The organism is Streptomyces sp. NPDC006193, assembly GCF_040613915.1.
GTDB lineage: Bacteria > Actinomycetota > Actinomycetes > Streptomycetales > Streptomycetaceae > Streptomyces.
In genome coordinates this window covers 35,857-57,803 of sequence record NZ_JBEXTB010000023.1, presented here as the reverse complement: position 1 = coordinate 57,803, position 21,947 = coordinate 35,857, and the positions used below count along the sequence as shown (strand labels likewise).

Annotated in this window: 21 protein-coding genes and 1 pseudogene; 14 read left to right on the top strand and 8 right to left on the bottom strand. The window is 74.2% G+C overall.

Annotated elements, in window-relative coordinates:
* Positions 1-69: 69 nt before the first annotated feature.
* The gene (locus tag ABZ261_RS20835) at positions 70-813 is read right to left on the bottom strand and encodes a DUF2993 domain-containing protein (protein ID WP_356861211.1); all 744 of its coding nucleotides are present in this window, start codon (positions 811-813) and stop codon (positions 70-72) included.
* 130 nt (positions 814-943) lie between these two features.
* On the opposite strand from ABZ261_RS20835, the gene ABZ261_RS20830 reads away from it, so the two are divergent.
* Positions 944-1,207: a DUF3099 domain-containing protein gene (locus ABZ261_RS20830; protein ID WP_356861209.1), complete on the top strand. Its 264-nt coding sequence runs from the start codon at positions 944-946 to the stop codon at positions 1,205-1,207.
* Between the two features lie 53 nt (positions 1,208-1,260).
* Here ABZ261_RS20830 and ABZ261_RS20825 read toward each other — a convergent pair whose 3' ends face one another.
* Complete coding sequence (locus tag ABZ261_RS20825; protein ID WP_356861207.1) at positions 1,261-1,623, bottom strand: DsrE family protein; 363 nt, start codon at positions 1,621-1,623, stop codon at positions 1,261-1,263.
* A 230-nt stretch (positions 1,624-1,853) separates the two neighbouring features.
* Here ABZ261_RS20825 and ABZ261_RS20820 point away from each other — a divergent pair, with 230 nt between their 5' ends.
* The 3 genes from ABZ261_RS20820 to ABZ261_RS20810 all read left to right on the top strand — a co-directional run bounded on the left by ABZ261_RS20820 (position 1,854) and on the right by ABZ261_RS20810 (position 3,904).
* Positions 1,854-2,429, top strand: a complete 576-nt coding sequence (locus ABZ261_RS20820) for an FABP family protein (RefSeq protein ID WP_356861205.1) — start codon at positions 1,854-1,856, stop codon at positions 2,427-2,429.
* A gap of 62 nt (positions 2,430-2,491) precedes the next feature.
* Positions 2,492-2,929 carry a transcriptional repressor gene (locus tag ABZ261_RS20815; protein WP_356861203.1) on the top strand — a complete coding sequence of 146 codons (438 nt, stop codon included), beginning with the start codon at positions 2,492-2,494 and terminating at the stop codon, positions 2,927-2,929.
* A 9-nt stretch (positions 2,930-2,938) separates the two neighbouring features.
* A complete protein-coding gene (locus tag ABZ261_RS20810) occupies positions 2,939-3,904 on the top strand; it encodes a folate-binding protein (protein WP_356861201.1) in 966 nt (321 codons plus the stop codon).
* 36 nt (positions 3,905-3,940) lie between these two features.
* Here the strand turns inward: ABZ261_RS20810 and dtd are convergent, their stop codons facing one another.
* Positions 3,941-4,366, bottom strand: coding sequence for a D-aminoacyl-tRNA deacylase (gene dtd / locus ABZ261_RS20805; RefSeq protein WP_356861199.1), 426 nt, complete (start codon positions 4,364-4,366; stop codon positions 3,941-3,943).
* A gap of 159 nt (positions 4,367-4,525) precedes the next feature.
* Between dtd and ABZ261_RS20800 the strand changes: the two genes are divergently transcribed.
* Together ABZ261_RS20800 and ABZ261_RS20795 are read left to right on the top strand one after the other, a co-directional pair.
* Positions 4,526-5,128, top strand: a complete 603-nt coding sequence (locus ABZ261_RS20800) for an aerial mycelium formation protein (RefSeq protein WP_356861197.1) — start codon at positions 4,526-4,528, stop codon at positions 5,126-5,128.
* Between the two features lie 480 nt (positions 5,129-5,608).
* The gene (locus tag ABZ261_RS20795) at positions 5,609-6,517 is read left to right on the top strand and encodes a winged helix-turn-helix domain-containing protein (RefSeq protein ID WP_356861195.1); all 909 of its coding nucleotides are present in this window, start codon (positions 5,609-5,611) and stop codon (positions 6,515-6,517) included.
* Here ABZ261_RS20795 and ABZ261_RS20790 read toward each other — a convergent pair.
* Positions 6,512-6,700 carry a hypothetical protein gene (locus ABZ261_RS20790; protein WP_356861193.1) on the bottom strand — a complete coding sequence of 63 codons (189 nt, stop codon included), beginning with the start codon at positions 6,698-6,700 and terminating at the stop codon, positions 6,512-6,514. The two genes, ABZ261_RS20795 and ABZ261_RS20790, sit on opposite strands and share 6 nt — an antisense overlap.
* Before the next feature lie 171 nt (positions 6,701-6,871).
* Here ABZ261_RS20790 and ABZ261_RS20785 point away from each other — a divergent pair, with 171 nt between their 5' ends.
* From ABZ261_RS20785 to ABZ261_RS20765, 5 genes and pseudogenes are all read left to right on the top strand, one after another.
* Positions 6,872-7,750: a winged helix-turn-helix domain-containing protein gene (locus ABZ261_RS20785; RefSeq protein WP_356861305.1), complete on the top strand. Its 879-nt coding sequence runs from the start codon at positions 6,872-6,874 to the stop codon at positions 7,748-7,750.
* Entirely contained in the window at positions 7,699-8,535 is an 837-nt protein-coding gene (locus tag ABZ261_RS20780) for an HAD family hydrolase (protein WP_356861191.1), read from the top strand. Before ABZ261_RS20785 ends, ABZ261_RS20780 begins: the two co-directional genes overlap by 52 nt.
* A 617-nt stretch (positions 8,536-9,152) precedes the next feature.
* Positions 9,153-10,241 (top strand): annotated as a pseudogene (locus ABZ261_RS20775) (aminoglycoside phosphotransferase family protein); the annotation flags it as partial.
* 9 nt (positions 10,242-10,250) lie between these two features.
* Positions 10,251-10,871, top strand: a complete 621-nt coding sequence (locus tag ABZ261_RS20770; RefSeq protein ID WP_356861189.1) for a helix-turn-helix domain-containing protein — start codon at positions 10,251-10,253, stop codon at positions 10,869-10,871.
* A gap of 77 nt (positions 10,872-10,948) precedes the next feature.
* A complete protein-coding gene (locus ABZ261_RS20765) occupies positions 10,949-12,979 on the top strand; it encodes an AAA family ATPase (RefSeq protein WP_356861187.1) in 2,031 nt (676 codons plus the stop codon).
* An 845-nt stretch (positions 12,980-13,824) separates the two neighbouring features.
* Here ABZ261_RS20765 and ABZ261_RS20760 read toward each other — a convergent pair.
* Positions 13,825-16,251, bottom strand: coding sequence for an excinuclease ABC subunit UvrA (locus ABZ261_RS20760; protein WP_356861185.1), 2,427 nt, complete (start codon positions 16,249-16,251; stop codon positions 13,825-13,827).
* Positions 16,252-16,486: 235 nt separating this feature from the next.
* On the opposite strand from ABZ261_RS20760, the gene ABZ261_RS20755 reads away from it, so the two are divergent.
* From ABZ261_RS20755 to ABZ261_RS20745, 3 genes are all read left to right on the top strand, one after another.
* Positions 16,487-16,987, top strand: a complete 501-nt coding sequence (locus tag ABZ261_RS20755; protein WP_356861183.1) for a helix-turn-helix transcriptional regulator — start codon at positions 16,487-16,489, stop codon at positions 16,985-16,987.
* 81 nt (positions 16,988-17,068) lie between these two features.
* Positions 17,069-17,686 (top strand): hypothetical protein, encoded by a 618-nt coding sequence (locus ABZ261_RS20750; RefSeq protein WP_356861182.1) that lies wholly within the window; start codon positions 17,069-17,071, stop codon positions 17,684-17,686.
* A gap of 102 nt (positions 17,687-17,788) precedes the next feature.
* The gene (locus ABZ261_RS20745) at positions 17,789-18,145 is read left to right on the top strand and encodes a DUF2516 family protein (protein ID WP_356861180.1); all 357 of its coding nucleotides are present in this window, start codon (positions 17,789-17,791) and stop codon (positions 18,143-18,145) included.
* Between the two features lie 73 nt (positions 18,146-18,218).
* Here the strand turns inward: ABZ261_RS20745 and ABZ261_RS20740 are convergent, their stop codons facing one another.
* The 3 genes from ABZ261_RS20740 to ABZ261_RS20730 form a co-directional block, all read right to left on the bottom strand.
* Positions 18,219-19,514 (bottom strand): fused response regulator/phosphatase, encoded by a 1,296-nt coding sequence (locus ABZ261_RS20740; RefSeq protein ID WP_356861178.1) that lies wholly within the window; start codon positions 19,512-19,514, stop codon positions 18,219-18,221.
* 317 nt (positions 19,515-19,831) lie between these two features.
* Positions 19,832-20,929 carry an NlpC/P60 family protein gene (locus ABZ261_RS20735; RefSeq protein ID WP_356861176.1) on the bottom strand — a complete coding sequence of 366 codons (1,098 nt, stop codon included), beginning with the start codon at positions 20,927-20,929 and terminating at the stop codon, positions 19,832-19,834.
* A gap of 205 nt (positions 20,930-21,134) precedes the next feature.
* Positions 21,135-21,947 (bottom strand): class I SAM-dependent methyltransferase, encoded by an 813-nt coding sequence (locus tag ABZ261_RS20730; RefSeq protein ID WP_356861174.1) that lies wholly within the window; start codon positions 21,945-21,947, stop codon positions 21,135-21,137.

Sequence of the window (21,947 nt, the reverse complement as noted above, 5' to 3'; positions counted from 1 at the left end):
CGGACGGAACCGTCTCGCCAGGCGGACAGCGGACGCCCACCGGCGGCCGCGGGGCCGCGACGCCGATCCCTACCCCGCCAGCTTGACGTCCGAACCCTTCACGTGGATCTTCACGCCGTCCGGCGCCGCCTCCACCCTGTCCAGCTCGATGCCGCCGGGCAGCCGGTCGATGGCCTGCCGGAAGTCGGTGATCCGGCGGACGCGGCTCTCGGCGATCGCGGCGGCGCCCAGCTGGGGCAGCGAGTCGGCGTGCACCTCGACACGGCCGTCCACCACGCTCACCGAGCTGAGCACGGAGACGGTCTGGTCGACCGGGACGGGTCCGAGCGAGCCGGACAGGTGGGCCGTCACCTTGATCTTGCCGTTGCCGCCGTCGGCGAGCTTGGTGACCTGGGCCTTCAGGCCGGGGACGACCTCGGTGGGCTCGGGCTTGGCGGTCTTCAGCAGTTCGGCGTAGGAGACCGTCGCGGTACCGGTGGCGGTGGCCGCGGTGGCGGAGCTGTAGTCGCCGGAGAACTCGACGCCCTTCATGTCGGCCTTCAGGCCGTCGATCCGCAGGGTCCGGCCGGGCGCGCCGGTGGCGGCCTCGTAGTCCTCGATGCCGACCTCGACGTCGTCCAGGGAGCCGCCCGCGAGCTGGGTGAGGAACGGGAAGCCCTTGATGTCCACCTCCGGGGTGGACGACAGGTTCTCCCTCGCCTTCAGCTTCTCCGCGGCCTCGCCCTCCGCGAAGTGCACGGCGACCCGGTCCGCGATCACGAACAACCCGCCCAGGACCACGACGAGGATCAGAAGTATTCGCAGGGCGCGCATGTGGTGGTTTCCCCCGGGTCGGTGGCGGTCTCAGGAAGCGGTGCTGCACCGAAACGGTAACCCGGCCGGCCCCGGCCCGCGGGGGATTGTGGATCAGTCGTGACGGGCCCGCCGGACCTACCCTGGAAGCATGTACGCCCGGCGACGGCACGTCTACTTCGCCATGATGGGGACCTGTATCGGCCTCTTCGTCCTGGCGTGGGGGGTGGTACGCCTCTGGTCCGTCCCCGCGGCCGTCGGCCTGTGCGTCCTGGCCATGGTCATCCCGCCGGTCGCGGCGATGGTCGCCAACCGGCGGGGCCCGGAGGACCGCTGGTGGGACGACCCCTCCGGCGACCCGCAGTCCGACGAGTGGTGGGACGAGCTGGACGGCAGGAAGCGCCCGCGCCCCTAGCTCCCGCGCGCGGCGGCAACCCGGCCGGCCGGGGCCGGCCGTCCCGGCGCGGGTCAGTACACCAGCGCCTGGGCGCCGTCCTCCAGGGCCTCCTGGACGAACACCTGCGCGCCCGCGATCCGCACGCCCTCGATGACGTCCCGCTCCGTGATCTCCCGCCGGGCCGCGCACTGCGTGCACAGCGTGATCCGTCCGGCGGCGAGGACCGAGTCGATCAGGTCCGGCAGCGGCGCCGCGTGCGGCAGTTCGAACTCCGCGGCCCGCCCCGGCAGCGCGAACCAGGAGGACTCCCCGGTCAGCCACAGCGAGACCTCGACCCCGCTGGCCACGGCCACCGCGGCCACCGTGAACGCCTGCGAGCAGCGCTCGGGGGCGTCCGCCCCGGCCGTCACCTTGATCACCAGCTTCTTCGCCATGCGGGCAGCGTAGCCCTACGGCCCACCTCGCCAGGGGAGCCCCGGGCCCGGCCGCGTAAGCTGGGCTGCGGCTCTGTCGTCCGCCCACCCCGCTCAAGGAGCACCCGTGGAGATCTTCTTCGAAACCCTGCTGGTCCTGGTCTGCGTCGGCGTGCTCGCCTTCGCCGGTCTGACCGTGAAGAAGCTGTACCAGGGCCAGCGCTGACCCACCCCTAGGAAAGCTGCCGTACATGATCGAGATCCCGTCCGACCTGCACAAGGACCTCGTCCCGCTCGCCTTCCTGCTCGGCAACTGGGCCGGCGCGGGCGTGCACGACTTCCCCGGCTCGCAGAAGTGCAACTTCGGGCAGGAGGTCAGCTTCACCCACGACGGCCGTGACTTCCTGGAGTACCACTCCCGCACCTGGGTGCTGGACCAGCAGGGCGAGAAGGTCCGCCCGCTGGAGTCGGAGTACGGTTACTGGCGGATCGACGCCGACCGCAAGGTCGAGGTCACCATGGTCCGCGACGACGGTGTGGTGGAGATCTGGTACGGCGAGCTGGCCGACAAGAAGCCGCAGATCGACCTGGCGACGGACGCGGTCGCCCGCACGCCCGCCTCGCAGCCCTACAGCGGCGGCAAGCGGCTGTACGGGTACGTGAAGGGCGACCTGATGTGGGTCGGTGAGAAGCAGACCCCCGAGGTCACGCTGCGCCCCTACATGTCCGCCCAGCTGAAGAAGGTCGTCACCCCCGAAGAGGTCGAGCGCTGGGCGAAGGCCCTCCCCGACGACCTCCCCGACGACGGCATCGCCTTCTTCAAGTAGGCCCGCCACCGCGCAGGTCCGTCTCCCGGTAGGTCCGCCCGAGTGGTCCTAGACTCTTCGGTGTGGTGAGCACCGACTGGAAGAGCGACCTCAGGCAGCGCGGCTACCGGCTGACGCCGCAGCGGCAGCTTGTCCTCGAAGCCGTGGACGCGCTCGAGCACGCGACCCCCGACGACATCCTCGTGGAAGTGAGGAAGACGGCGTCGGGGGTCAACATTTCCACGGTGTACCGCACGCTGGAGCTGCTGGAGGAGCTGGGCCTGGTCAGCCACGCCCATCTGGGCCACGGCGCGCCCACCTACCACCTCGCCGACCGCCACCACCACCTGCACCTGGTCTGCCGCGACTGCGAGAACGTGATCGAGGCCGACCTGGACGTGGCCGCGGAGTTCACGGCCAAGCTGCGCGACCGGTTCGGGTTCGACACCGACATGAAGCACTTCGCGATCTTCGGCCGGTGCCGGGACTGTTCCCTGAAGGGTTCAACTACCACGTCGTAGGCTTGCGGTATGAAGAGCCCCCTGCTGTCCCTGCCCGGCGCCGTCCCCGCCGAGGGCGTGGACGAAGGCGTCGCCGCCCACTACGGCGACCTGTTCCGCGAGCAGCGCGCCCTCGCCGACGGCACCGGATTCGTCGACCTGTCCCACCGCGGCGTCGTCACCGTCAGCGGCGAGGACCGGCTGAGCTGGCTGCACCTGCTGCTCACCCAGCACGTCAGCGAACTGCCCCCCGGGCAGGCCACCGAGGCGCTGATCCTCTCCGCGCACGGGCACATCGAGCACGCGCTGTACCTGGTGGACGACGGCGCGACCGTCTGGGCGCACGTGGAGCCGGGCACCCAGGAGGCGCTGGTCGCGTACCTGGAGTCGATGAAGTTCTTCTACCGGGTGGAGGTCGCCGACCGCACCGGCGACATCGCCGTGGTGCACCTGCCCGCCGGGTCGATCGCCGAGGCGCCGGACGGGGCCGTCGTACGCGAGACGGCGTACGGGCGCGACCTGTTCCTGCCGCGGGAGGCGCTGGAGGACTTCGCCGCCGGGCACGGTCCCGCGGCCGGTCTGCTGGCGTACGAGGCGCTGCGCGTCGAGCACCACCGCCCCCGGCTGGGCTTCGAGACCGACCACCGCACCATCCCGCACGAACTCGGCTGGATCGGCACGGCGGTGCACCTGCAGAAGGGCTGCTACCGCGGCCAGGAGACGGTCGCCCGCGTGCAGAACCTGGGCAAGCCGCCCCGCAGGCTGGTCTTCCTGCACCTGGACGGCAGCGAGGTGCACCTGCCGGCGCCCGGCACGGACATACGCCTCGCGGACGAGGGCCCCGACGGCCGCAGGATCGGCTTCGTGACCACGTCCGTGCGCCACCACGAGCTGGGCCCGGTCGCCCTCGCGCTCGTCAAGCGCAACGTCCCGGCCGACGCCCGCCTGCTCGCCGGGGACACGGCGGCCGCGCAGGAAGTCGTCGTGGAACCGTAGGGGCCGGCCGGGGGCGCGCGGCGTAAGCGCGACCCGCTAGACCTCCAGCAGCACGGTGAACGGGCCGTCGTTCGTCAGCGACACCCGCATGTGCGTGCCGAACCGGCCCGTCGCCACCGTCGCGCCCAGCGCCCGCAGCCGGGCCACGACCTCGTCCACCAGCGGCTCGGCGACCTCGCCCGGGGCCGCCGCGTTCCACGTGGGCCGGCGGCCCTTGCGGGCGTCGCCGTACAGCGTGAACTGGCTGATCACCAGCAGCGGCGCCCCGGTGTCGCTGCACGACCTCTCGTCGTGCAGCATCCGCAGCGTCCACAGCTTGCGGGCCAGCCGGGCGGCCTCCTCCTCGGTGTCCTCGTGGGTCACCCCGACCAGGACGCACAGCCCCTCGCCCTCGATCGCGCCCACCGTCTCGCCGTCCACGACGACGCTCGCGCCGTCCACCCTCTGCACCACCGCACGCATGCGGACCATCATGCCCGGTGCCCCGCGCCCGGCCGCAGGAGGCCCAATTGGTTCCGTTACCGCCCATCTGGGGCCGTTCGGGGGCACTCGGTCACATAGCGGCCGGTCGGGGTGGCACGATGCTGTCCACACGCCGGTCGAGGGGACGGTCACCAGCAGATGAGCACACCGAGTACCAGCGGGCGGCTGGCACCGCACAAGACCCGCCGGCCGCCCGCGCAGCGCGCCGACGGCCCCGCGGGCCCCGTGCCGCCCGCCGGGCCGCCCGGGCCCGACCTGGTCCGGCTGAGCCTGCCCGAACTGCGCGCCCTGCGCCGTGACGCCCAGTGCGACGAGGCGGACCTCAGCTATGTGCGGCGGCTGCTGCAGGGCCGGATCGACATCCTGCGCGCGGAACTGGGCCGGCGCGGCCGGGCCGCCGTCCCGGCGCCCGTGGACGGCTCGGTGGTGGACCGGCTCCCGGAGATCCTCACGGACCCCCCGGCCCGGCACCGCTCCTCGGCCCGCCACGTCACGCTCGGCACCCCGCACAGCGAGGAGTACCGGGAGCTGGCCGCCGCGATGCTGGCCGACGTGGAGCTGTCCGACCTGACGGCCCGCACCGATCCCGAACTGACCGCCGCGATGGGCCGCCTGGTCCGTTACGAGCAGGAGGTGTCCCGGCGCCGGCAGCGGCTGCAGCGCACGGTCGACGACTGCAGCGGGGAGATCGCGCGCCGGTACCGGGTGGGCGAGGCGCAGGTGGACGACCTGCTGGCCTGACGTGAGCGTGCCCGGCGGCCGGGCGTCCCGGCGGCCCGGCGTCCCGGCGGCCCGGCCCGGCGGCCCGGCGGGCTCGCGGGGGCGGGCGCGGGCGCACGGAAGGGCGCCGTCCGCGGAGGCCGGCGCCCTGGTGTGCTCGTCCGGGCGGACTGTGCTGCCCGGCCCTGCGCTGCGGCTCCCCTCATGCGGCGGCGCCGGGTGTTCTTCCGTGGCGAGCTGTTCAGTTGTGGCTGTGCGATGCGGTGTTCGGTTGTGACTGTGCGGGATGTTCAGTTGTGGCTGTGCGCTCCGGTGACCGTCCCCTGTCCGGGCTCCCGGCTCCCCTCCGGAAGGGAACCCGGTCGGCCAACCCCTGGGAAGCTCGACCAGGTCGGGAGAAGTTGGCTGCCAACTTCACTGTACTTATCTCCGCCGGGAAGCGGCTCATAACCACCCGCCGCTGAACTGCCGTAACTTGGCGGGAAGTTGTAGTGTTCGACCGTGGACCCGGAGCACGCCTCCGCCAGTGGGCGGACGAGGTCACAACGGCCACGCCAGTCCCACCGCGAGATCGCCGACGTACTGCGCAGCCGGATCAGGTCCGGTGTGCTGCGGCCGGGCGAGCGCATGCCCACCCAGGCCGAGCTGGCCGACGAGTTCGGGGTCGAACGCGGCGCCGTGCGGCAGGCCCTGCGCATCCTGCAGTCGGAGCAACTGCTCACCGACGTTTCCAAGGGCAGCCCGGCCAGGGTGGCGCCGGCGACGGGGCCGGCCCGTCACCCGGCCGGCCCCGCGGCGCCGCCCCAGCCCACCATGGTGGGACTCGCGCCGCGCATCGCGGCGGCCTTCGCCGCCCCGCACGTGCGGATCGACGCCCTCTGCCTGACCTCGGTCTCGCTCACCCTGGCGATCGGCGAGCCGCTGCGGCAGATCCACGCGGGGCGGCTGGAACCGGCCACGATCGACGTCCGGCTGCTGCTGCCCAGCCGGAACATCGACCTCGCCTTCCCGTCTCCGGTGGACTCCGACGACCACGGCCTGCTGCACCGGCGCTGGCTGACCCAGCGCAACGCCCAGGGCCTGGTGCTGCGGCAGAACCTGCTGGCCCTGCGCGCCACCCACGGCATCGACGTGCACGTCTCCTTCCGGGCGCTGCCGTTCACCCCGCCGGTCAAGCTGTACCTGCTCAACGGTTCCGAGGCGCTGTTCGCGTACTACACGCTGGGGCGCCGCGAGCGGGAGATCGAGCACGAGCACGTGAAGATGTACGACGCCGACGGCACCCGGTCCATGCTGTTCGCCTTCGAGGAGCGGGCCGGGCAGCGGGACGCGGCGTTCGTGGAGCAGTCGCGCCTGTGGTTCGACGCGCTGTGGGGGACGATCAGCTCCGACCTGGTCCTGGCGCTATAGCGCGGGCCCCGCGAGGAGCACCGCGAGCAGGACCGCGCCGGCGGAGCTGACCGCCGGGCTGCCGGCCTTGACGCCCACGGTGACCAGCAGCATGCCGACGATCCCGGCGGCGCCGTACTTCCACTGGACGAGCTGCTCGAAACCGAAGACGAACAGGGCGGTGAGGAGGGCGAGGACAGGCACGGTGCATCCCCCTTCGGGCTGCCGGCGGACGGGTCACGGGGGTGCGGGGAGGCGAAACTTCCACCAACTCGCTCAAGTTGGCAACCAACTTCATCTGAGTTGTCCCCACTTGGCAGCGCCGCATAAACAACTTCCCGACAACTCCCGACAAGTGGAAGCCAGTTGTACCGTTTGGTCGTGACCCAGGAGCATGTGGCCGTGAACGGCAGCGGAAGACTCACGCCCCAGCAGATCGCCGACACCCTGCGCGAACGCATCCGGACCGGCGTCCTCCGGGCCGGTGAACGGCTGCCCACCCAGGCCGAGCTGGCCGAGGAGTTCGGCGTCGAGCGGGGCGCCGTGCGCCAGGCCCTGCGGCGGCTCCAGCAGGACGGCCTGCTCAGCCACGTCAGCAAGGGCAGCCCGCCCCGGGTCGCCGGACCCGCTGCCCGGCACGAGGAGCCCCAGCCGACCATGGTGGCCCTCGCCCCCCGGCTGACCGCGGCCTTCGCCGCGCCGCACGTGCGCATCGACGCCGTCTGCCTGACCGCGCAGAGCCTCATCCCCGCCCTCGGCGAGCCGCTCCGGCTGATCCACGACGGCCGGCTGCGGCCCGAGCGGATCGACGTGCGCATCCTGCTGCCGTCCCGGGACATCAACCTCGCCTTCCCGGTGTCCGTCGACGCCGCCGGCGGCGACGACACGGTCCACCAGCGCTGGCTGGCGATGCGCAACGCCCAGGGCCAGGTGCTCCAGTACAACCTCCGGGCGTTGCGCGGCACCCACGACATCGACGTGGCGGTGACCTTCCGGGCCCTGCCGTTCACCCCGCCCGTGAAGCTGTACCTGCTCAACGGGTCGGAGGCGCTCTTCGCGTACTACATGGTCACGCGCCGCGAGGAGCTCACGGAGGCCGGCACGCTGGAGATGTACGACACCCTCGGCTTCGAGTCCCTGCTGTTCTCCTTCCAGAGCGGGGCCGGTCAGCGGGAGGCCGCGTTCGTGGACCAGTCGCAGAAGTGGTTCGACGCCCTCTGGGAAACCATCACCACGGACCTGACACTCTCCTAGTGACCTCGAAGACGACGACCGACACGACGACCGGAACGGCGACCGCTCCCGCGGCGGGGACGGCGACCGCTCCCGCGACGGGGACGGACGAGCGGTTGCAGGCGGTGCTGCGGCGCGCCCGGGTGGTCCTCTGGGACTTCGACGGGCCGATCTGCCGCCTCTTCGCCCAGCACCGGGCGGAACGGGTGGCGGCCGGCCTGGTGCAGTGGCTGGCCCGGCGCGGGCTGCACGGCCTGCTGGACGACACCGAGCGCTCCGCGGCGGACCCGCACCTGGTGCTGCGCGCCGTGGACCGCCGGCGCCGCGGCAGCGACCTCGTCACCGAACTGGAGGAACGCCTCACCGAGGAGGAGCTGCGCGCCGCGGCCTCGGCGCTGCCGACCGCCTTCGCCGACCCGCTGATCCGCACCTGGACCGCGGTCGGCTCCCGCCTGGCCGTCACCACCAACAACTCGCCCCGCGCGGTCCGCGCCTACCTCGACAGCCGCGGACTCACCGCCTGCTTCGCCCCCCACATATACGGCCGCACCGCGGAGGTGCGCCGCCTCAAACCCGACCCGTACTGCCTCACCCGGGCCCTCGACGCGATGGGCGCCGCCGCGCCGAGCGCCCTGATGATCGGCGACTCGCCCTCCGACCTCCACGCCGCACGGCGCGCCGGCGTGCCGTTCCTCGGCTACGCACGTGACGCGGAGAAGGCGAGGCCCTTGCTGGAGGCCGGAGCCGAACACGTCGTCCACTCCCTGGAGCCCCTGCTGCTGGCGCTGCGGCTCCGGCGGCCGTAGCCCGCGCCATCCGCACGTCCGCGCGAGCGAGGACCAGGCGGGCGGCAGCGCGTTCCGCCGGGTCGCGGAGGAACTGCGGGTGCGGAGCGCGGACGGCGTCCACGGCCCCGGCGCCACACTCACCCACCGTGTCCGCGACGGCGACCCCGGCTCCCCGGGGTCCGCCTTCGTGGACAGCACGGCCGACTGGTCGGAGGCGGCGCGGGAGTCGCGGACCGACGAGGCCCGGGGAAGCGACAGCATCCGGGCGGCGATCAGGGCGCCGCCCGGATCACCGCGCGCGGGACGCGGCGAACGCGCCGGCCCCGCCCGGCCCCGCACAGCTGAGCGGCGGATCACCCGCCTGGCTGCCCGGCCGGGCTTCCGGTCGCGTCGGCCTCCGTCAGGGCATAGCTTTTCACCGACCCGTCCTCGCCCGACCTCGTCCACTCCTCCTTCTCGTCCCCCCGTCACCTTCCGTGCGATCCCAGCGCGAGCGAACCCCGGAGCGGCCTGTGGGCGCACCATCCGTCCCCCACGACACGAGCGGGGGACGCGCCGGCCGTGATCGGCCCCGTGTCGCCGGCGAACCACCCCCACCCGGCGGGGTGCCGGGGCCGGCCGGCGGGGGGAGCGCGCAGACGATCGACTGGGAGCCGGACCGGCGTGTCCCGGAGCGCCCGGACTTCCCGCACACCGCCGTCCGCGACGCCCTGCTCCTGGAGGGCGCGGCCCCCGCCGACCGGGTGTTCAAGGGCACCGCGCACCTCAACTCGGTGGTCTGCGTCCCCGGCGTCCCGTTCCCCGTCGTGGTCCGGCGCAAGGTGCGCGACGAGCGCCGGCGCGAACGCAGCTTCCTGAGCGAGCACGCGGTGCTCCGGGCGATCGAGCGGTCCGGCGCGGCCGTCGCCGCGCCCCGGGTCCTGGCGCTCGGGGCGAGCCGTCCGGGCGGCGCCCGCACCGGGTGCCGGGACGGTTTCGTCGTCCACACCTACGAGGGCCCGCGCGACGTCGGCCGCACGCCCGACCACCCGCTCGACGGCCTCCTGCCGCACGAGGCGGACGCGCTGGTGGACCAGCTGGCCGCGCTGACCGAGGTCGACTACGCCGAGGTCGATCCGCTCGCGGGCCGGCCCGGCTTCCACGGCTGGCTCAGCGAACAGCTGGTCGCGCTGGTCGACGGGCTGCCCGCGGAGTCACGGCAACTGGCCCGCTTCCTCGGCCTGCCCGATCCCGCCCGGCTGCGCGAGATCCTCGCCCGGCACCGGGTCACCCACCGCACCCCGTCCCTGCTGCACGGCGACCTCAACCCCTGGAATCTGGTGCGCCGCGACGACGCCCTGGCGCTGACCCTCATCGACTGGGAGCTGGCCCTGGTCGGCGACCCGCTGTACGACCTGGTCCGGCACATGCACCTCACCCCGACCAGGCCGGGGATCCGGGAGCGGATGTTCCGCCGCTGGGAGCAGCGCCTGACGCCGGACCGCACCCGCCACTGGCGGCAGGACTGGCGGGTGTACCGGTGCATCGAGATCGTGCGGTCCGCGTACGTGGACCTCGACCGGCTGGTCACCGGGGACAGCCTGGACGCGCCCAACGTGCGCCGGGCCCTGGACTCGTACGCGATGACCTTGGCGGCGGCCACCGGGTCCCTGGGGCTGGCGGCGCCGAACCTGTGCCTGGCGGCGGCGCTGGGCCGGCTGATCGGCTCGGGTGACGCTGCGTAGGCTCCCCCCATGGAAGAGATGGGCCTGCGCGAGCGCAAGAAGCGCCGGATGTACCAGGACGTGTCGGACGTCGCCGTGCGGCTGTTCCTGGAGCGCGGCTTCGAGGCGGTCTCCGTGGCGGAGGTCGCCGCCGCGGCCGGGATCTCCAAGCCGACCCTGTTCCGGTACTTCCCGGCCAAGGAGGACCTGGTCCTGTACCGGATCGCGGACCACGAGACGGAGGCCGCCGGGGTGGCCGCCGGGGCGGCGGACCCGGTGGACGCGCTGCGCCGGCACTTCCTCGCCGGCCTGGCGCGGCGCGACCCGGTCACCGGCCTGAACGACCGTCCCGAGGTGCTCGCCTTCCACCGCCTGCTGTACGGCACCCCGTCCCTGGTGGTGCGGGCGTACGCCCATCAGGAGCGGGCGGAGGCGGCGCTCGCCGAGGCGCTCGGGGGCGGGCTGGACGCGCGGCTGGCGGCCGGTCAGATCACCGCCGTGCAGCGGATCCTCGCGCTGGAGAACTACCGGCGGATCGCGGCGGGGGAGACCGCCGAGCAGGTGGCGCCGGACGCGGTGGAGGCGGCCGAGCGGGCGTTCGGGCGGCTGGCGGCGGGGCTGCGGGGGCCGGTGCGCAAGCCCGCCGGATGAGTCGCGGACGGCCGGCCAAGGATATATGACCCGGTTAAAAACTTAACTCGGTTACATCTTTTGCGTACGCTGGTGCCATGACGTCACCGCACACCGCCCTCGAGGACGCCCTGCACGCCGAGCGCGCCTACCACGACACCTGCCGCGCCGCCCTCGCCGCCATGGTCGAAGGCGCCGCCGAGCAGGTCGTCGTCGGCGAGGACGTCTCCGCCTCCGGCGCCGACGCCGAAGTCCTCGGCCGCCGGCTGCGCAGCCAGGCCAAGGCCCTGCGCGAACTCCCGCCGGGCCCGCTGTTCTTCGGCCGCCTGGACTTCGCCGAGGACGCCCCCGGACACGGCGGGCAGAGCTACCACGTCGGACGGCTGCGGATCACCGAGGACCCCGCCGCCCCGCCGCTCGTCGTCGACTGGCGGGCCCCCGTCTCTCGCGCCTTCTACCAGGCGAGCGCCCGCGACCCGCAGGGCGTGGCCGTGCGGCGCCGGTTCGGCTGGGCGCCCGGCAGCCGCGGCGACTCCGCCGGCCTCACCGGCCTGGAGGACGAGCACCTCGGCCGGGGCGAGTCCCGGACCAGCGACATCGTCGCCCGCGAGATCGAACGGCCCCGCGTCGGCCCCATGCGGGACATCGCCGCCACCATCCAGCCCGAGCAGGACGACCTCGTGCGCGCCCCCCTCGCCGGCTCCGTCTGCGTGCAGGGCGCCCCCGGCACCGGCAAGACCGCCGTCGGCCTGCACCGGGCCGCGTACCTGCTGTACACCCACCCCCAGCGGCTCCAGCGCTCCGGCCTGCTCATCCTCGGCCCCAACCGCACCTTCCTGGCGTACATCGCCGAGGTGCTGCCCTCCCTCGGCGAGACCGGCGTCCGCCAGTCCACCCTGCTGGAGGAGATCGCCCGCCACCCGGCCACCGGCGCCGACCCGCTGCCCGCGGCCGCCGTCAAGCACGACCCGCGCATGGCCGAGGTGCTGCGCCGGGCGCTGTACGCGCGCGTCGCCACCACCGGCGTGTCCGACCTCGCCGTGCCCGACGGCTCCTACCGCTGGCGGGTGCCCGCACACGAGGTGGCCGCCGTCGTCGCGGAGGTGCGCGCCGAGGAACCGCCGTACGCCGTCGGCCGCGAACGCGTGCGGACCCGGCTGGCACGGCGCCTGCGGGACCGGGCCGAGCGGCGCTCCGGAACCCTGCCGGCCGCCTGGATGCGCCGCATCGAGCGGTGCCGGCCGCTGACCGCGCAGCTCGACGCGGTGTGGCCCAAGGCCCGCCCCGAGGAGGTCCTCGCCGAACTCCTCACCGACCCCGCGGCGCTGGCCCGCGCGGCCGGCGGGCTGCTGGACCCCGGCGAGCAGGCGGCGCTGCTGTGGTCCCGCCCGCCGCGCTCCTGGAAGTCGGCCCGCTGGTCGGCCGCCGACCTGGTCCTCCTGGACGAGCTGTCCGGGCTGATCGAACACCCCGAGGGGTACGGCCACATCGTCGTGGACGAGGCCCAGGACCTCTCGCCGATGGAGTGCCGCGCCATCGCCCGCCGCGCCGCGTTCGGCTCGCTCACCGTCCTCGGCGACCTCGCCCAGGGCACCACCCCGTGGGCCGCCCGCGACTGGTCCGTCCAACTGCGCCACCTGGGCCGGCCGGACGCGGCGGTGGTGCCGCTGACCACCGGCTTCCGGGTGCCCGCGGCCGTCGTGGAGCTCGCCAACCGGCTGCTCGCCCGCCTCGACGTCGCCGTGCCCGCCGCCACCTCCCTGCGCGCGGACGGTGAGCTGACCGTGCGGCCCACCGCGGACCTGCTCGGCGCCACCGTGACCGCCGTGCGCGAGGCCCTCGGCCGGGAGGGGTCGGTCGGAGTGATCACGGCGGACGCGGACACGGACCGGGTCCGGGCGGCGCTCACCGCGGCCGGCATCGAACCGGCCGACCCCGACACCCTCGGCGCCCGGGTGACCCTCGTCCCCGCGAGCATGGTCAAGGGCCTGGAGTACGACCACGTCGTCGCCGTCGAACCGGCCGCCGTGGCGGAGGCGGAGGAACGGGGCGCCCACCGGCTGTACGTCGTCCTGACCCGCGCGGTCTCCCGCCTGGACGTGATCCACACCCGCCCCCTCCCCTTCTGACGCCGCCCGGCCGCACGACGTCCGCCCGCCCCGGCCGGCAGCCGACCGACGCCGTGGCGGTGGAGCGGCACCGGAGCCCGGTCTGTCTCCCGTGCCCGCGGCGGCGAAGGGGCTGCCGGCCGGCCGCGGCGCCGCCGAGGACGCGCCGGCCCGGTGGCGGCGGATCGCGCGCCCGGCCGAAAGCCCGCCGGCCTTGCCGGGCCGGAGGTCGTCCCGTCCGCCGCGCTCCGCGTGCGGATGACCGCCCGGAGGCCGGTCGGCTGCCCGGCGGGCGCAGCAGTGCGACGGCCGTCGACCTGCCGGGCGGGGTGGGGGTGCGTGTTCTGTGCGTGCCGGCGGCGTGTGCGTCGGCGGGGTGGTGCGGCGGCCGTCGATCCGCCGGGCGGGTGGGGGTGCGTCTTCCGTGCCCGCGGCGTGCGCGTCGGCGCAGCGGTGCGGCGGCCGTCGATCCGCTGGGCGGGTGGGGGTGCGTCTTGTGCGCGTGCCGGCGGCGTGTGCGTCGGCGCGGTGGTGGCGGGGTGCGCGGCGGCCGTCGACCCGCCGGGCGGGTGGGGGTGCGTCTTCCGTGCCCGCGGCGTGTGCGTCGGCGCAGCGGTGCGGCGGCCGTCGATCCGCTGGGCGGGGTGGGGTGCGTGTTCTGTGCGTGCCGGCGGCGTGTGCGTCGGCGCGGTGGTGGCCGGGTGCGCGGCGGCCGTCGATCCGCAGGGAGGGCGGGGGGCCGCGCCCCCCCTGCCCGTGCCCGCGGTGTGCGCGTGACCGGACGGCCGGACGCGCGGCAGGCGTCTGGCCGCTGCGTCCCGTGCCGCTGCGCGGGCCGGACCGGCCGGTGAAGGGGCGGGGCGGGGCTATCCCCGGGGGTCCGGGACGACGTATTCCGCCAGATGCCGTCCGGTGAGGGTGGCGCGGGAGGCGACCAGTTCCGCGGGGGTGCCCTCGAAGACGATCCGGCCGCCGTCGTGGCCCGCGCCGGGGCCGAGGTCGACGATCCAGTCCGCGTGGGCCATGACCGCCTGGTGGTGCTCGATGACGATCACCGACTTGCCGGCGTCCACCAGCCGGTCGAGCAGGCCGAGCAGGTGCTCGACGTCGGCGAGGTGGAGGCCCGTGGTCGGCTCGTCCAGGACGTAGACGCCGCCCTTCTCGGCCATGTGCGTGGCCAGCTTCAGCCGCTGCCGCTCGCCGCCGGAGAGGGTGGTGAGCGGCTGGCCGAGGGTGAGGTAGCCGAGGCCCACGTCGGCCAGGTTCCGCAGGATGCGGTGGGCGGCCGGGGTGCGGGCCTCACCGTCGCCGAAGAACTCCTCGGCCTGGGTCACCGGCATCTCCAGGACCTCGCTGATGTCCCGGCCGCCGAGGCGGTACTCCAGCACCGAGGCGTCGAACCGCCTGCCCTCGCACTCCTCGCAGGTGGTGGCGACCCCGGCCATCATCCCCAGGTCGGTGTAGACGACGCCGGCGCCGTTGCAGGCGGGGCAGGCGCCCTCGGAGTTGGCGCTGAACAGCGCCGGCTTCACGCCGTTGGCCTTGGCGAACGCCTTGCGGATCGGGTCGAGCAGCCCGGTGTACGTCGCCGGGTTGCTCCGCCGCGAACCGCGGATCGGCGTCTGGTCCACGAAGACCACGCCCTGCTCCGCCGGGATCGACCCGTGCACGAGGGAACTCTTGCCGGAGCCGGCGACCCCGGTGACGACCACCAGCACCCCGAGCGGGATGTCGACGTCGACGCCCTGGAGGTTGTGCGTCGTCGCGCCGCGGATCTCCAGGGCCCCGGTGGGCTTGCGCACCGTCGGCTTCAGCGAAGCCCGGTCGTCCAGATGCCGGCCGGTGAGCGTGCCGCTGGCCCGCAGCCCCGCGACGGTGCCCTCGAAGCAGACGGTGCCGCCGGCCGTGCCGGCGCCCGGACCGAGGTCCACCACGTGGTCGGCGATCGCGATGACCTCCGGCTTGTGCTCCACGACCAGCACCGTGTTGCCCTTGTCGCGCAGGCGCAGCAGCAGGTCGTTCATCCGCCGGACGTCGTGCGGGTGCAGGCCCGCGGTCGGCTCGTCGAAGACGTACGTGACGTCGGTGAGCGAGGAGCCGAGGTGGCGGATCATCTTCGTGCGCTGCGCCTCGCCGCCGGAGAGCGTGCCCGCGGGCCGGTCGAGGGAGAGGTAGCCGAGGCCGATCTCCACGAACGAGTCCAGCGTCGAGCCCAGCGACGCGAGCAGCGGCGCCACCGACGGCTCGTCCAGGGCGCGCACCCACTCGGCCAGGTCGCTGATCTGCATGGCGCAGGCGTCGGCGATGCTGATGCCGCGGATCTTGGAGGACCGGGCGGTCTCGCTGAGCCGGGTGCCGTCGCAGTCGGGGCAGGTGGTGAAGGTGACCGCCCGGTCCACGAACTCCCGGATGTGCGGCTGCATCGCCTCGCGGTCCTTGGCGAGCATCGACTTCCGGATCCGCGGGACGAGACCCTCGTAGGTCATGTTGATGCCCGCGATCTTCATCCGGGTCGGCTCGCGGTACAGGAAGTCGTGGAGCTGCCGCTTGGTGAAGGTGCGGATCGGCTTGTCCGGGTCGAAGAGGCCGGATTCGGCGTAGAGGCGGTGGTTCCAGCCGCCGGGCTTGTAGCCGGGGACGGTGAGCGCGCCCTCGTTCAGGGACTTGTCCTCGTCGTACAGCCGGGTCAGGTCGATGTCGGTGACCGAGCCGCGGCCCTCGCAGCGCGGGCACATGCCGCCGGTGACGCTGAACTCGCGCCGCTCCTTCACCGTCTGCCCGCCGCGCTGCAGGGTCACCGCGCCTGCCCCGCTGACCGACGCGACGTTGAAGGAGAACGCCTTGGGCGAGCCGATGTGCGGGGTGCCGAGCCGGCTGTAGAGGATGCGCAGCATCGCGTGCGCGTCGGTGGCGGTGCCGACCGTGGAGCGCGGGTCGGCGCCCATCCGCTGCTGGTCGACGATGATCGCCGTGGTCAGCCCGTCCAGCACGTCCACGTCGGGCCGGGCCAGGGTGGGCATGAAGCCCTGCACGAACGCGCTGTACGTCTCGTTGATCAGCCGCTGCGACTCCGCGGCGATGGTGTCGAAGACCAGGGAGCTCTTGCCCGAGCCGGACACGCCCGTGAACACCGTGAGCCGGCGCTTGGGGATCTCGATGCTGACGTTGCGCAGGTTGTTCTCGCGCGCGCCGTGCACGCGGATCAGCTCGTGGCTGTCGGCGACGTGGGGTGTGCTCGTCCGTGTGCTCGTACGCGTGCTCGTCCGGGTGTCCGTCCCCGTGGTCCCGCTCATCGTCTCTCCGTCCGTCGGTCCGCCTCCGACACGCTAACGGCGACCCTCCGCCCGCCGCTTCTCCGTTTCTGACCGTCCGACCGTCCGACCGTCCGACCGTCCGGCGGTTGCCGGGGCGGCGGGACTTGTCCGCAGGCGTCCGGGTACCCGGACGCGGCCGGCCCGCCGACACGCCCGGCACACTTTTGCAAGCAGATGCTTGCAAAAGTTAGCGGGGGTGGGGCAAGGTGGAGGCATGGCATCGCTGAACGTCGGCAACCTCGGTGAGTACCTGCGCGAACAGCGGCGGAACGCCCAGCTGTCGCTGCGGCAGCTCGCCGACGCCGCCGGGGTGTCCAATCCGTACCTGAGCCAGATCGAACGCGGGCTGCGCAAGCCGAGCGCGGAGGTGCTGCAGCAGGTCGCCAAGGCCCTGCGCATCTCCGCGGAGACGCTGTACGTCCGCGCCGGCATCCTCGACGCCGAGCGGGACGGGGAGGAACGCCTCCGGGAGGGGGCCACGCGTGCCGTGATCCTCGCCGATCCCTCGCTCAACGAGCGGCAGAAGCAGGTGCTGCTGCAGATCTACGAATCCTTCCGCAAGGAGAACGGATTCGGGGGCGGCGAGTCCGCCGGGGGCGAGACGGTCGCCCCGGCCACCGGTACGGAGGAGGGGCCCGGCGGCGGCCGTACGGCCGGTGCAGGCGATGCCGCCGGAAACGACACAGACGCCGGTCCGCGGCGGACGGCCGGATAAGCCGGACCAGGGCTCCGGACGCCCGCCGAGGACCACATCGACCCAGCCGAACGCGAATCCGATCCGGGAGGACCCTTCACCATGGCCATCACCGACGACCTGCGCAAGACCCTCAGCGACCCGACTCCGCTCTACTTCGCCGCCGGCACCGCCGACCTGGCGCTTCAGCAGGCCAAGAAGGTGCCGGCCCTGGTCGAGCAGCTGCGGTCCGAGGCCCCGGCCCGTATCGAGGCGGTGCGCAGCACCGACCCCAAGGCCGTGCAGGAGAAGGCCGCCGCCCGCGCCAAGGAGGCGCAGGAGACCCTGCAGGCCAAGGTCACCGAGTTCCTCGGCTCGATCGACGTGGACCTGAAGAAGCTCGGCGAGACCGCCCAGGACTTCGCCCTGCGCGGGGTGGGCGTCGCCGCTGAGTACGCCGTCAAGGCCCGCGAGACCTACGAGAAGGTCGCCGAGCACGGCGAGCAGGCCGTGAAGACCTGGCGCGGCGAGGCCGCCGAGGAGATCGAGGAGCTGGCGATCGCCGTCGAGGGCAAGGCCGAGCCGGTCGAGGTCGTCAAGGACGAGCCGAAGCCGGCCGGGGCGGCGGCCGCCCCCGCCGAGCCGGCGGCCGCGCCCGCCGCGGGCAAGCCCGCGGAGAAGAAGGCTTCGGCCGCCCGCAGGACCCCCGCCGCCAAGAAGGCGACCCCGCCGGCGCAGTGACCATGACCGGCGGGATGTGTCTCGGGCCGGGCACCTTCGGGGTGTCCGGCCCGTTCTATGGGTACGGTGGCGGCGTCGGGCAGGATCGGCGATCAACGGGCGGTGGGCAGCATGCTGATGTCGGGCTTCGTGGGGTTCATGGGGATCCTGAAGATCGTTCTGATGGTCCTGGCCGGGTTCGGGCTGTTCGACGCCGCGTTCCGGCGCGAGGACGCCTTCCGCGCCGCCGACAAGCAGAACAAGGTCTTCTGGCTGATCATCCTCGGCATCGCGCTGGTGGTCAGCTATCTGTTCTCGATCCTGTCCATCCTGCCGATCGCCGGCGCGGTCGCCAGCATCGTGTACCTGGTGGACGTGCGCCCCGCCCTGCGGCAGATCGGCGGCGGGCGCGGCTGGGGCCGCCGCCGCGGCGGCAGCAGCAGCGACGGTCCGTACGGGCCGTACAACGGCGGCCGCTAGCCGAATCCGGGGGACCGCCGGGCGCTGGAGGGCCGGCCGCCCGGCGACGTCGGGGCCCTACCGCGGACCCGGTTCACGCCGTCCGGTCGAGCAGCACGACCGCCACGTCGTCCGTGAGCTCGCCCCCGTTGAGGTCCCGGACCTCGTTCACCGCGGCCCGCAGCAGCTCCTCCCCGCGCAGCCCCTGATCGAGCTGCCGGCGGATCATCTCCACCATGCCCTCCTGGCCGAGCCGCTCCCCGTCCGCGCCGACCCGGCCCTCGATCAGTCCGTCGGTGTAGAGCATCAGGCTCCACTCGGCGCCCAGCTCCACCTGCATCCGCGGCCACCGGGCCCCCGGCAGCAGACCGAGCGCGGGCCCGTTGTTCTCGTACGGCAGGAGGCGCGCGGGCCGGCCCGGGCGGGCGATCAGCGGGGCCGGGTGCCCGGCCAGGCACAGGCCCGCGCGGCGGCCGTCGGGCGCGATGTCCACGGTGCACAGCGTGGCGAAGATCTCCTCGTCCGCGCGCTCGTGCTCCAGCACCTGCTGCAGCGTGTTCAGCAGCTCGTCCCCGCACAGCCCGGCCAGGGTCAGCGCGCGCCAGGCGATGCGCAGTTCCACGCCGAGCGCGGCCTCGTCCGGGCCGTGCCCGCAGACATCGCCGATCATGGCGTGCACGGTGCCGTCGGGGGTGCGGACGGCGTCGTAGAAGTCGCCGCCGAGCAGCGCCCGGGAGCGGCCGGGGCGGTAGCGGGCGGCGAACCGCAGCGAGGAGCCCTCCAGCAGCGGGGTGGGCAGCAGACCGCGCTCCAGACGGCGGTTCTCCTGCGCCCGCAGCCTGCCCTCGGCCAGCCGCCGCTCGGCGGTCTCCGACCGCTTGCGCTCCACCGCGTACCGGATGGCGCGGCTGAGCAGCCGGCCGTCCAGCTCGTCCCGGAAGAGGTAGTCCTGCGCGCCCACGCGCACGGCCTCGGCGCCGCGCTCGGCGTCGCCGGAGGCGGTCAGCGCGAGCACGGCGTGCCGGGGCGCGAGCTGGAGGACGTGCCGGAGCACGGCCAGCTCGTCGTCGCCGGCGCCGCCGCCCGGCGCCGGGAGCGCCAGGTCCAGCAGGATGCAGTGGACGTCGTCCGTGAGCAGCCGCTCGGCCTCGGTGAGGTTGCGGGCGGTGCGCACGCGGATCGGCTTGCCGGCCGAGTCCAGCAGGTCGGGCACGATCGGCGAGCCGGCCGGATCGTCCTCGATCAGCAGGAGCGTGAGAGTGGCGCCGGTGCCGGTCGCGGCGTCGCGGTGGGCCTCTTCCTTGAGGGGGCCGCCGACTGCCGGGGCGGCCTGCGCCTGACCACTCTCCACGGCCGGGATCGCTCTCTGCCGCGGTACGGGTGCGGGCATTGTCCTGGGTTCCTTCCCTCCCCCCGAGGGCACGGCGGCATCGAGGGGCCTCGACCCACCGACGGGGACCATAGCGGCTACGCCCGCCCCGACGGAATGGTGTGAGCCGCGTCGCTCATGTGACGGACGCTGTCATATGCCGCGTTCCGTAGCGCAGTTGGACACGGCGGCGGGCCCCTGGGGATGACGAAGCTCACGTCCGGCGGGGGCGTGGGCGGAGGTTGGGCGTGCGATGGGTCACATGACGTACGTCACCGGCGAGATGACCGCGGGGCGCTCCCCGGTGCGCGCGAGCGCCGCCCGCCGCCGCGGGAGCCTCAGGCGTCCGGCCGTACGACGCCCAGGACGGGCATCGAGCCGGCGCCCGCGACCGTCACCGTCCGCCCGGGGCGCGGGGCGTGGATGATCCTGCCGTCGCCGATGTACATCCCGACGTGGCTGGCGTCGCCGAAGTAGACGACGAGGTCGCCGGGGCGCATGTCCTCGACGGCGACGTGCCGCAACCGCCTCCACTGCTCCTGCGAGGTCCGCGGGACGGGGTGCCCGGCCGCCGCCCAGGCCCGCGAGGTCAGCCCCGAGCAGTCGAAGGCGTCCGGTCCCGCGGCGCCCCACACGTACGGCTTGCCGAGCTGGGCGGTGGCGTACCGCACGGCCTTCCCGCCCCGGGCGGAGGCCTCGGCGCCGGCGCCGTCGAGGACGCCGGTGTCCAGCCAGGCGGTCTGCGCCCGGGCGGCGGCCTCCCGCTCCAGCCGGGCGAGCCGTTCCTTCTCCTTCTTCTCCAGCCGTGACTCCAGCCGCTCGGCCGCGTCGATCCGCTGCCGGATCCTCGTCCTGGCGGCCGCCTCGGCCTTGCGGTGCGCCTCCAGCTTCTTCCACCGCGCGGAGGCGTCGTCGGCGTACGCCCGCAACTCCTCCTGCGTGCGCTGGAGTTCCTCCAGCAGCGCCTTCACCGCCCGCTGGCCCTGGAGCACCCGGCCGGTGCCGTCCAGGAACCGGCCCGGATCGTCGCCGAGCAGGAACTGGGCGGTGGCGGACAGGCCGCCGGTGCGGTACTGGTCCCGGGCCGCCGCGCCGGCCCGGTCCTTCAGCCTCTCCAGCTTCCGCTGCCCCCGCGCGATCTTCCCGCTCAGCTCCGCGAGCTCGGCGGACTGCCGCTCCGCCTTCTCCCGGGCCGCGTTGTAGGCGTCGGTGGCGACGGCCGCGTCGTGGTAGAGCCCGTCGAGCTGCTCGCGGACCTCCTGAAGGTCCCGGCCGGGCGCGGGAGTCGGTGCTCCGCCGGCCGCCGGAGCGGGAGTGGGTGCGGAGGCGGACGTGGGGGTGGGGGCCGCGAACGCCGTGCCCGGCGCCCCGAGGACGGTCACCGCGCAGACCACGGTCAGGGCGGCGGTGAGCAGGCCGCGCTTGCCCGTACCCATACCTGTTCTCCCCAGCTGATTTACCGTCAGTAACATAGGGTCGTCCGGGCGATCGTGCCACGCCCGCGCGGAAAGCGACAGAGGCCGCCGCAGGCCCGGTCCCCCCGGTGCACCCCGTGACTTCCCCCGGCCCCGCCCCGGTACGGCGGTCCCCGCGCCGATGTGACGAACGCCGCGCCGAGATCGTTCCCCCGCCCTCCCGAGCTCAGCGGACCGGCGCCAACGCCTCCCACGCCACCGTCACTTCGCCCTGCCGCCAGCGCGCCGGCCGGTCCATGACCGGCCAGTCCGCCGCCAGGTCCCGTACCGTGCGCAGCCAGCGCTGGCGGGCGCCGTAGGAGGCGTAGGGGGCGGCGGCGGCCCAGGCGCGGTCGAAGTCGCGCAGGAAGGCGTGCACCGGTTCACCGGGGACGTTGCGGTGGATCAGCGCCTTCGGCAGGCGCTCGGCCAGGTCGGAGGGGCGCTCCAGGGACCCGAGCCGGGTGGCGAAGGTGACCGTGCGGGGACCCTCCGGGCCGAGCGCCACCCACACGTGCCGCCGGCCGATCTCGTCGCACGTCCCCTCGACCAGCAGCCCGCCGCGCGAGCCGCCGCCCGCCGGGGCGAGCCGCCCGCACAGCCGCTCCCACACCCCGGCGACCTCGCCCTCGTCGTACTGCCGCAGCACGTTGGCGGCCCGGATCAGCAGGGGGCGCCCCGGTACCGGGATCTCGAAGCCGCCGTGCCGGAAGGCCAGCCCCTCCCGCTCGTACGGCCGGGCCGCCGCCACCCGCTCCGGTTCGATCTCGACGCCGACCACGCGTGCCCGGGGCGCGACGGCGCGCAGCCGCCCCAGCAGTTCGACGGCGGTCCAGGGCGCCGCGCCGTAACCGAGGTCCACCGCCACCGGATCCGCGGCGCGCCGCAGCTCGGCGCCGTGCACCGCGGCGATCCAGCGGTCCATGCGGCGCAGCCGGTTCGGGTTGGTCGTCCCGCGCGTCACCGTTCCCACGGGGCGGGTCGTCACGCGGGCTGTCAT

Coding starts and splice junctions, on each gene's coding strand:
- ABZ261_RS20835 (WP_356861211.1), bottom strand. CDS start 813: ATGCGCGCCCTGCGAATACTTCTGATCCTCGTCGTGGTCCTGGGCGGG.
- ABZ261_RS20830 (WP_356861209.1), top strand. CDS start 944: ATGTACGCCCGGCGACGGCACGTCTACTTCGCCATGATGGGGACCTGT.
- ABZ261_RS20825 (WP_356861207.1), bottom strand. CDS start 1,623: ATGGCGAAGAAGCTGGTGATCAAGGTGACGGCCGGGGCGGACGCCCCC.
- ABZ261_RS20820 (WP_356861205.1), top strand. CDS start 1,854: ATGATCGAGATCCCGTCCGACCTGCACAAGGACCTCGTCCCGCTCGCC.
- ABZ261_RS20810 (WP_356861201.1), top strand. CDS start 2,939: ATGAAGAGCCCCCTGCTGTCCCTGCCCGGCGCCGTCCCCGCCGAGGGC.
- dtd (WP_356861199.1), bottom strand. CDS start 4,366: ATGCGTGCGGTGGTGCAGAGGGTGGACGGCGCGAGCGTCGTCGTGGAC.
- ABZ261_RS20800 (WP_356861197.1), top strand. CDS start 4,526: ATGAGCACACCGAGTACCAGCGGGCGGCTGGCACCGCACAAGACCCGC.
- ABZ261_RS20770 (WP_356861189.1), top strand. CDS start 10,251: ATGGAAGAGATGGGCCTGCGCGAGCGCAAGAAGCGCCGGATGTACCAG.
- ABZ261_RS20765 (WP_356861187.1), top strand. CDS start 10,949: ATGACGTCACCGCACACCGCCCTCGAGGACGCCCTGCACGCCGAGCGC.
- ABZ261_RS20760 (WP_356861185.1), bottom strand. CDS start 16,251: ATGAGCGGGACCACGGGGACGGACACCCGGACGAGCACGCGTACGAGC.
- ABZ261_RS20755 (WP_356861183.1), top strand. CDS start 16,487: ATGGCATCGCTGAACGTCGGCAACCTCGGTGAGTACCTGCGCGAACAG.
- ABZ261_RS20750 (WP_356861182.1), top strand. CDS start 17,069: ATGGCCATCACCGACGACCTGCGCAAGACCCTCAGCGACCCGACTCCG.
- ABZ261_RS20740 (WP_356861178.1), bottom strand. CDS start 19,514: ATGCCCGCACCCGTACCGCGGCAGAGAGCGATCCCGGCCGTGGAGAGT.
- ABZ261_RS20735 (WP_356861176.1), bottom strand. CDS start 20,929: ATGGGTACGGGCAAGCGCGGCCTGCTCACCGCCGCCCTGACCGTGGTC.
- ABZ261_RS20730 (WP_356861174.1), bottom strand. CDS start 21,947: ATGACAGCCCGCGTGACGACCCGCCCCGTGGGAACGGTGACGCGCGGG.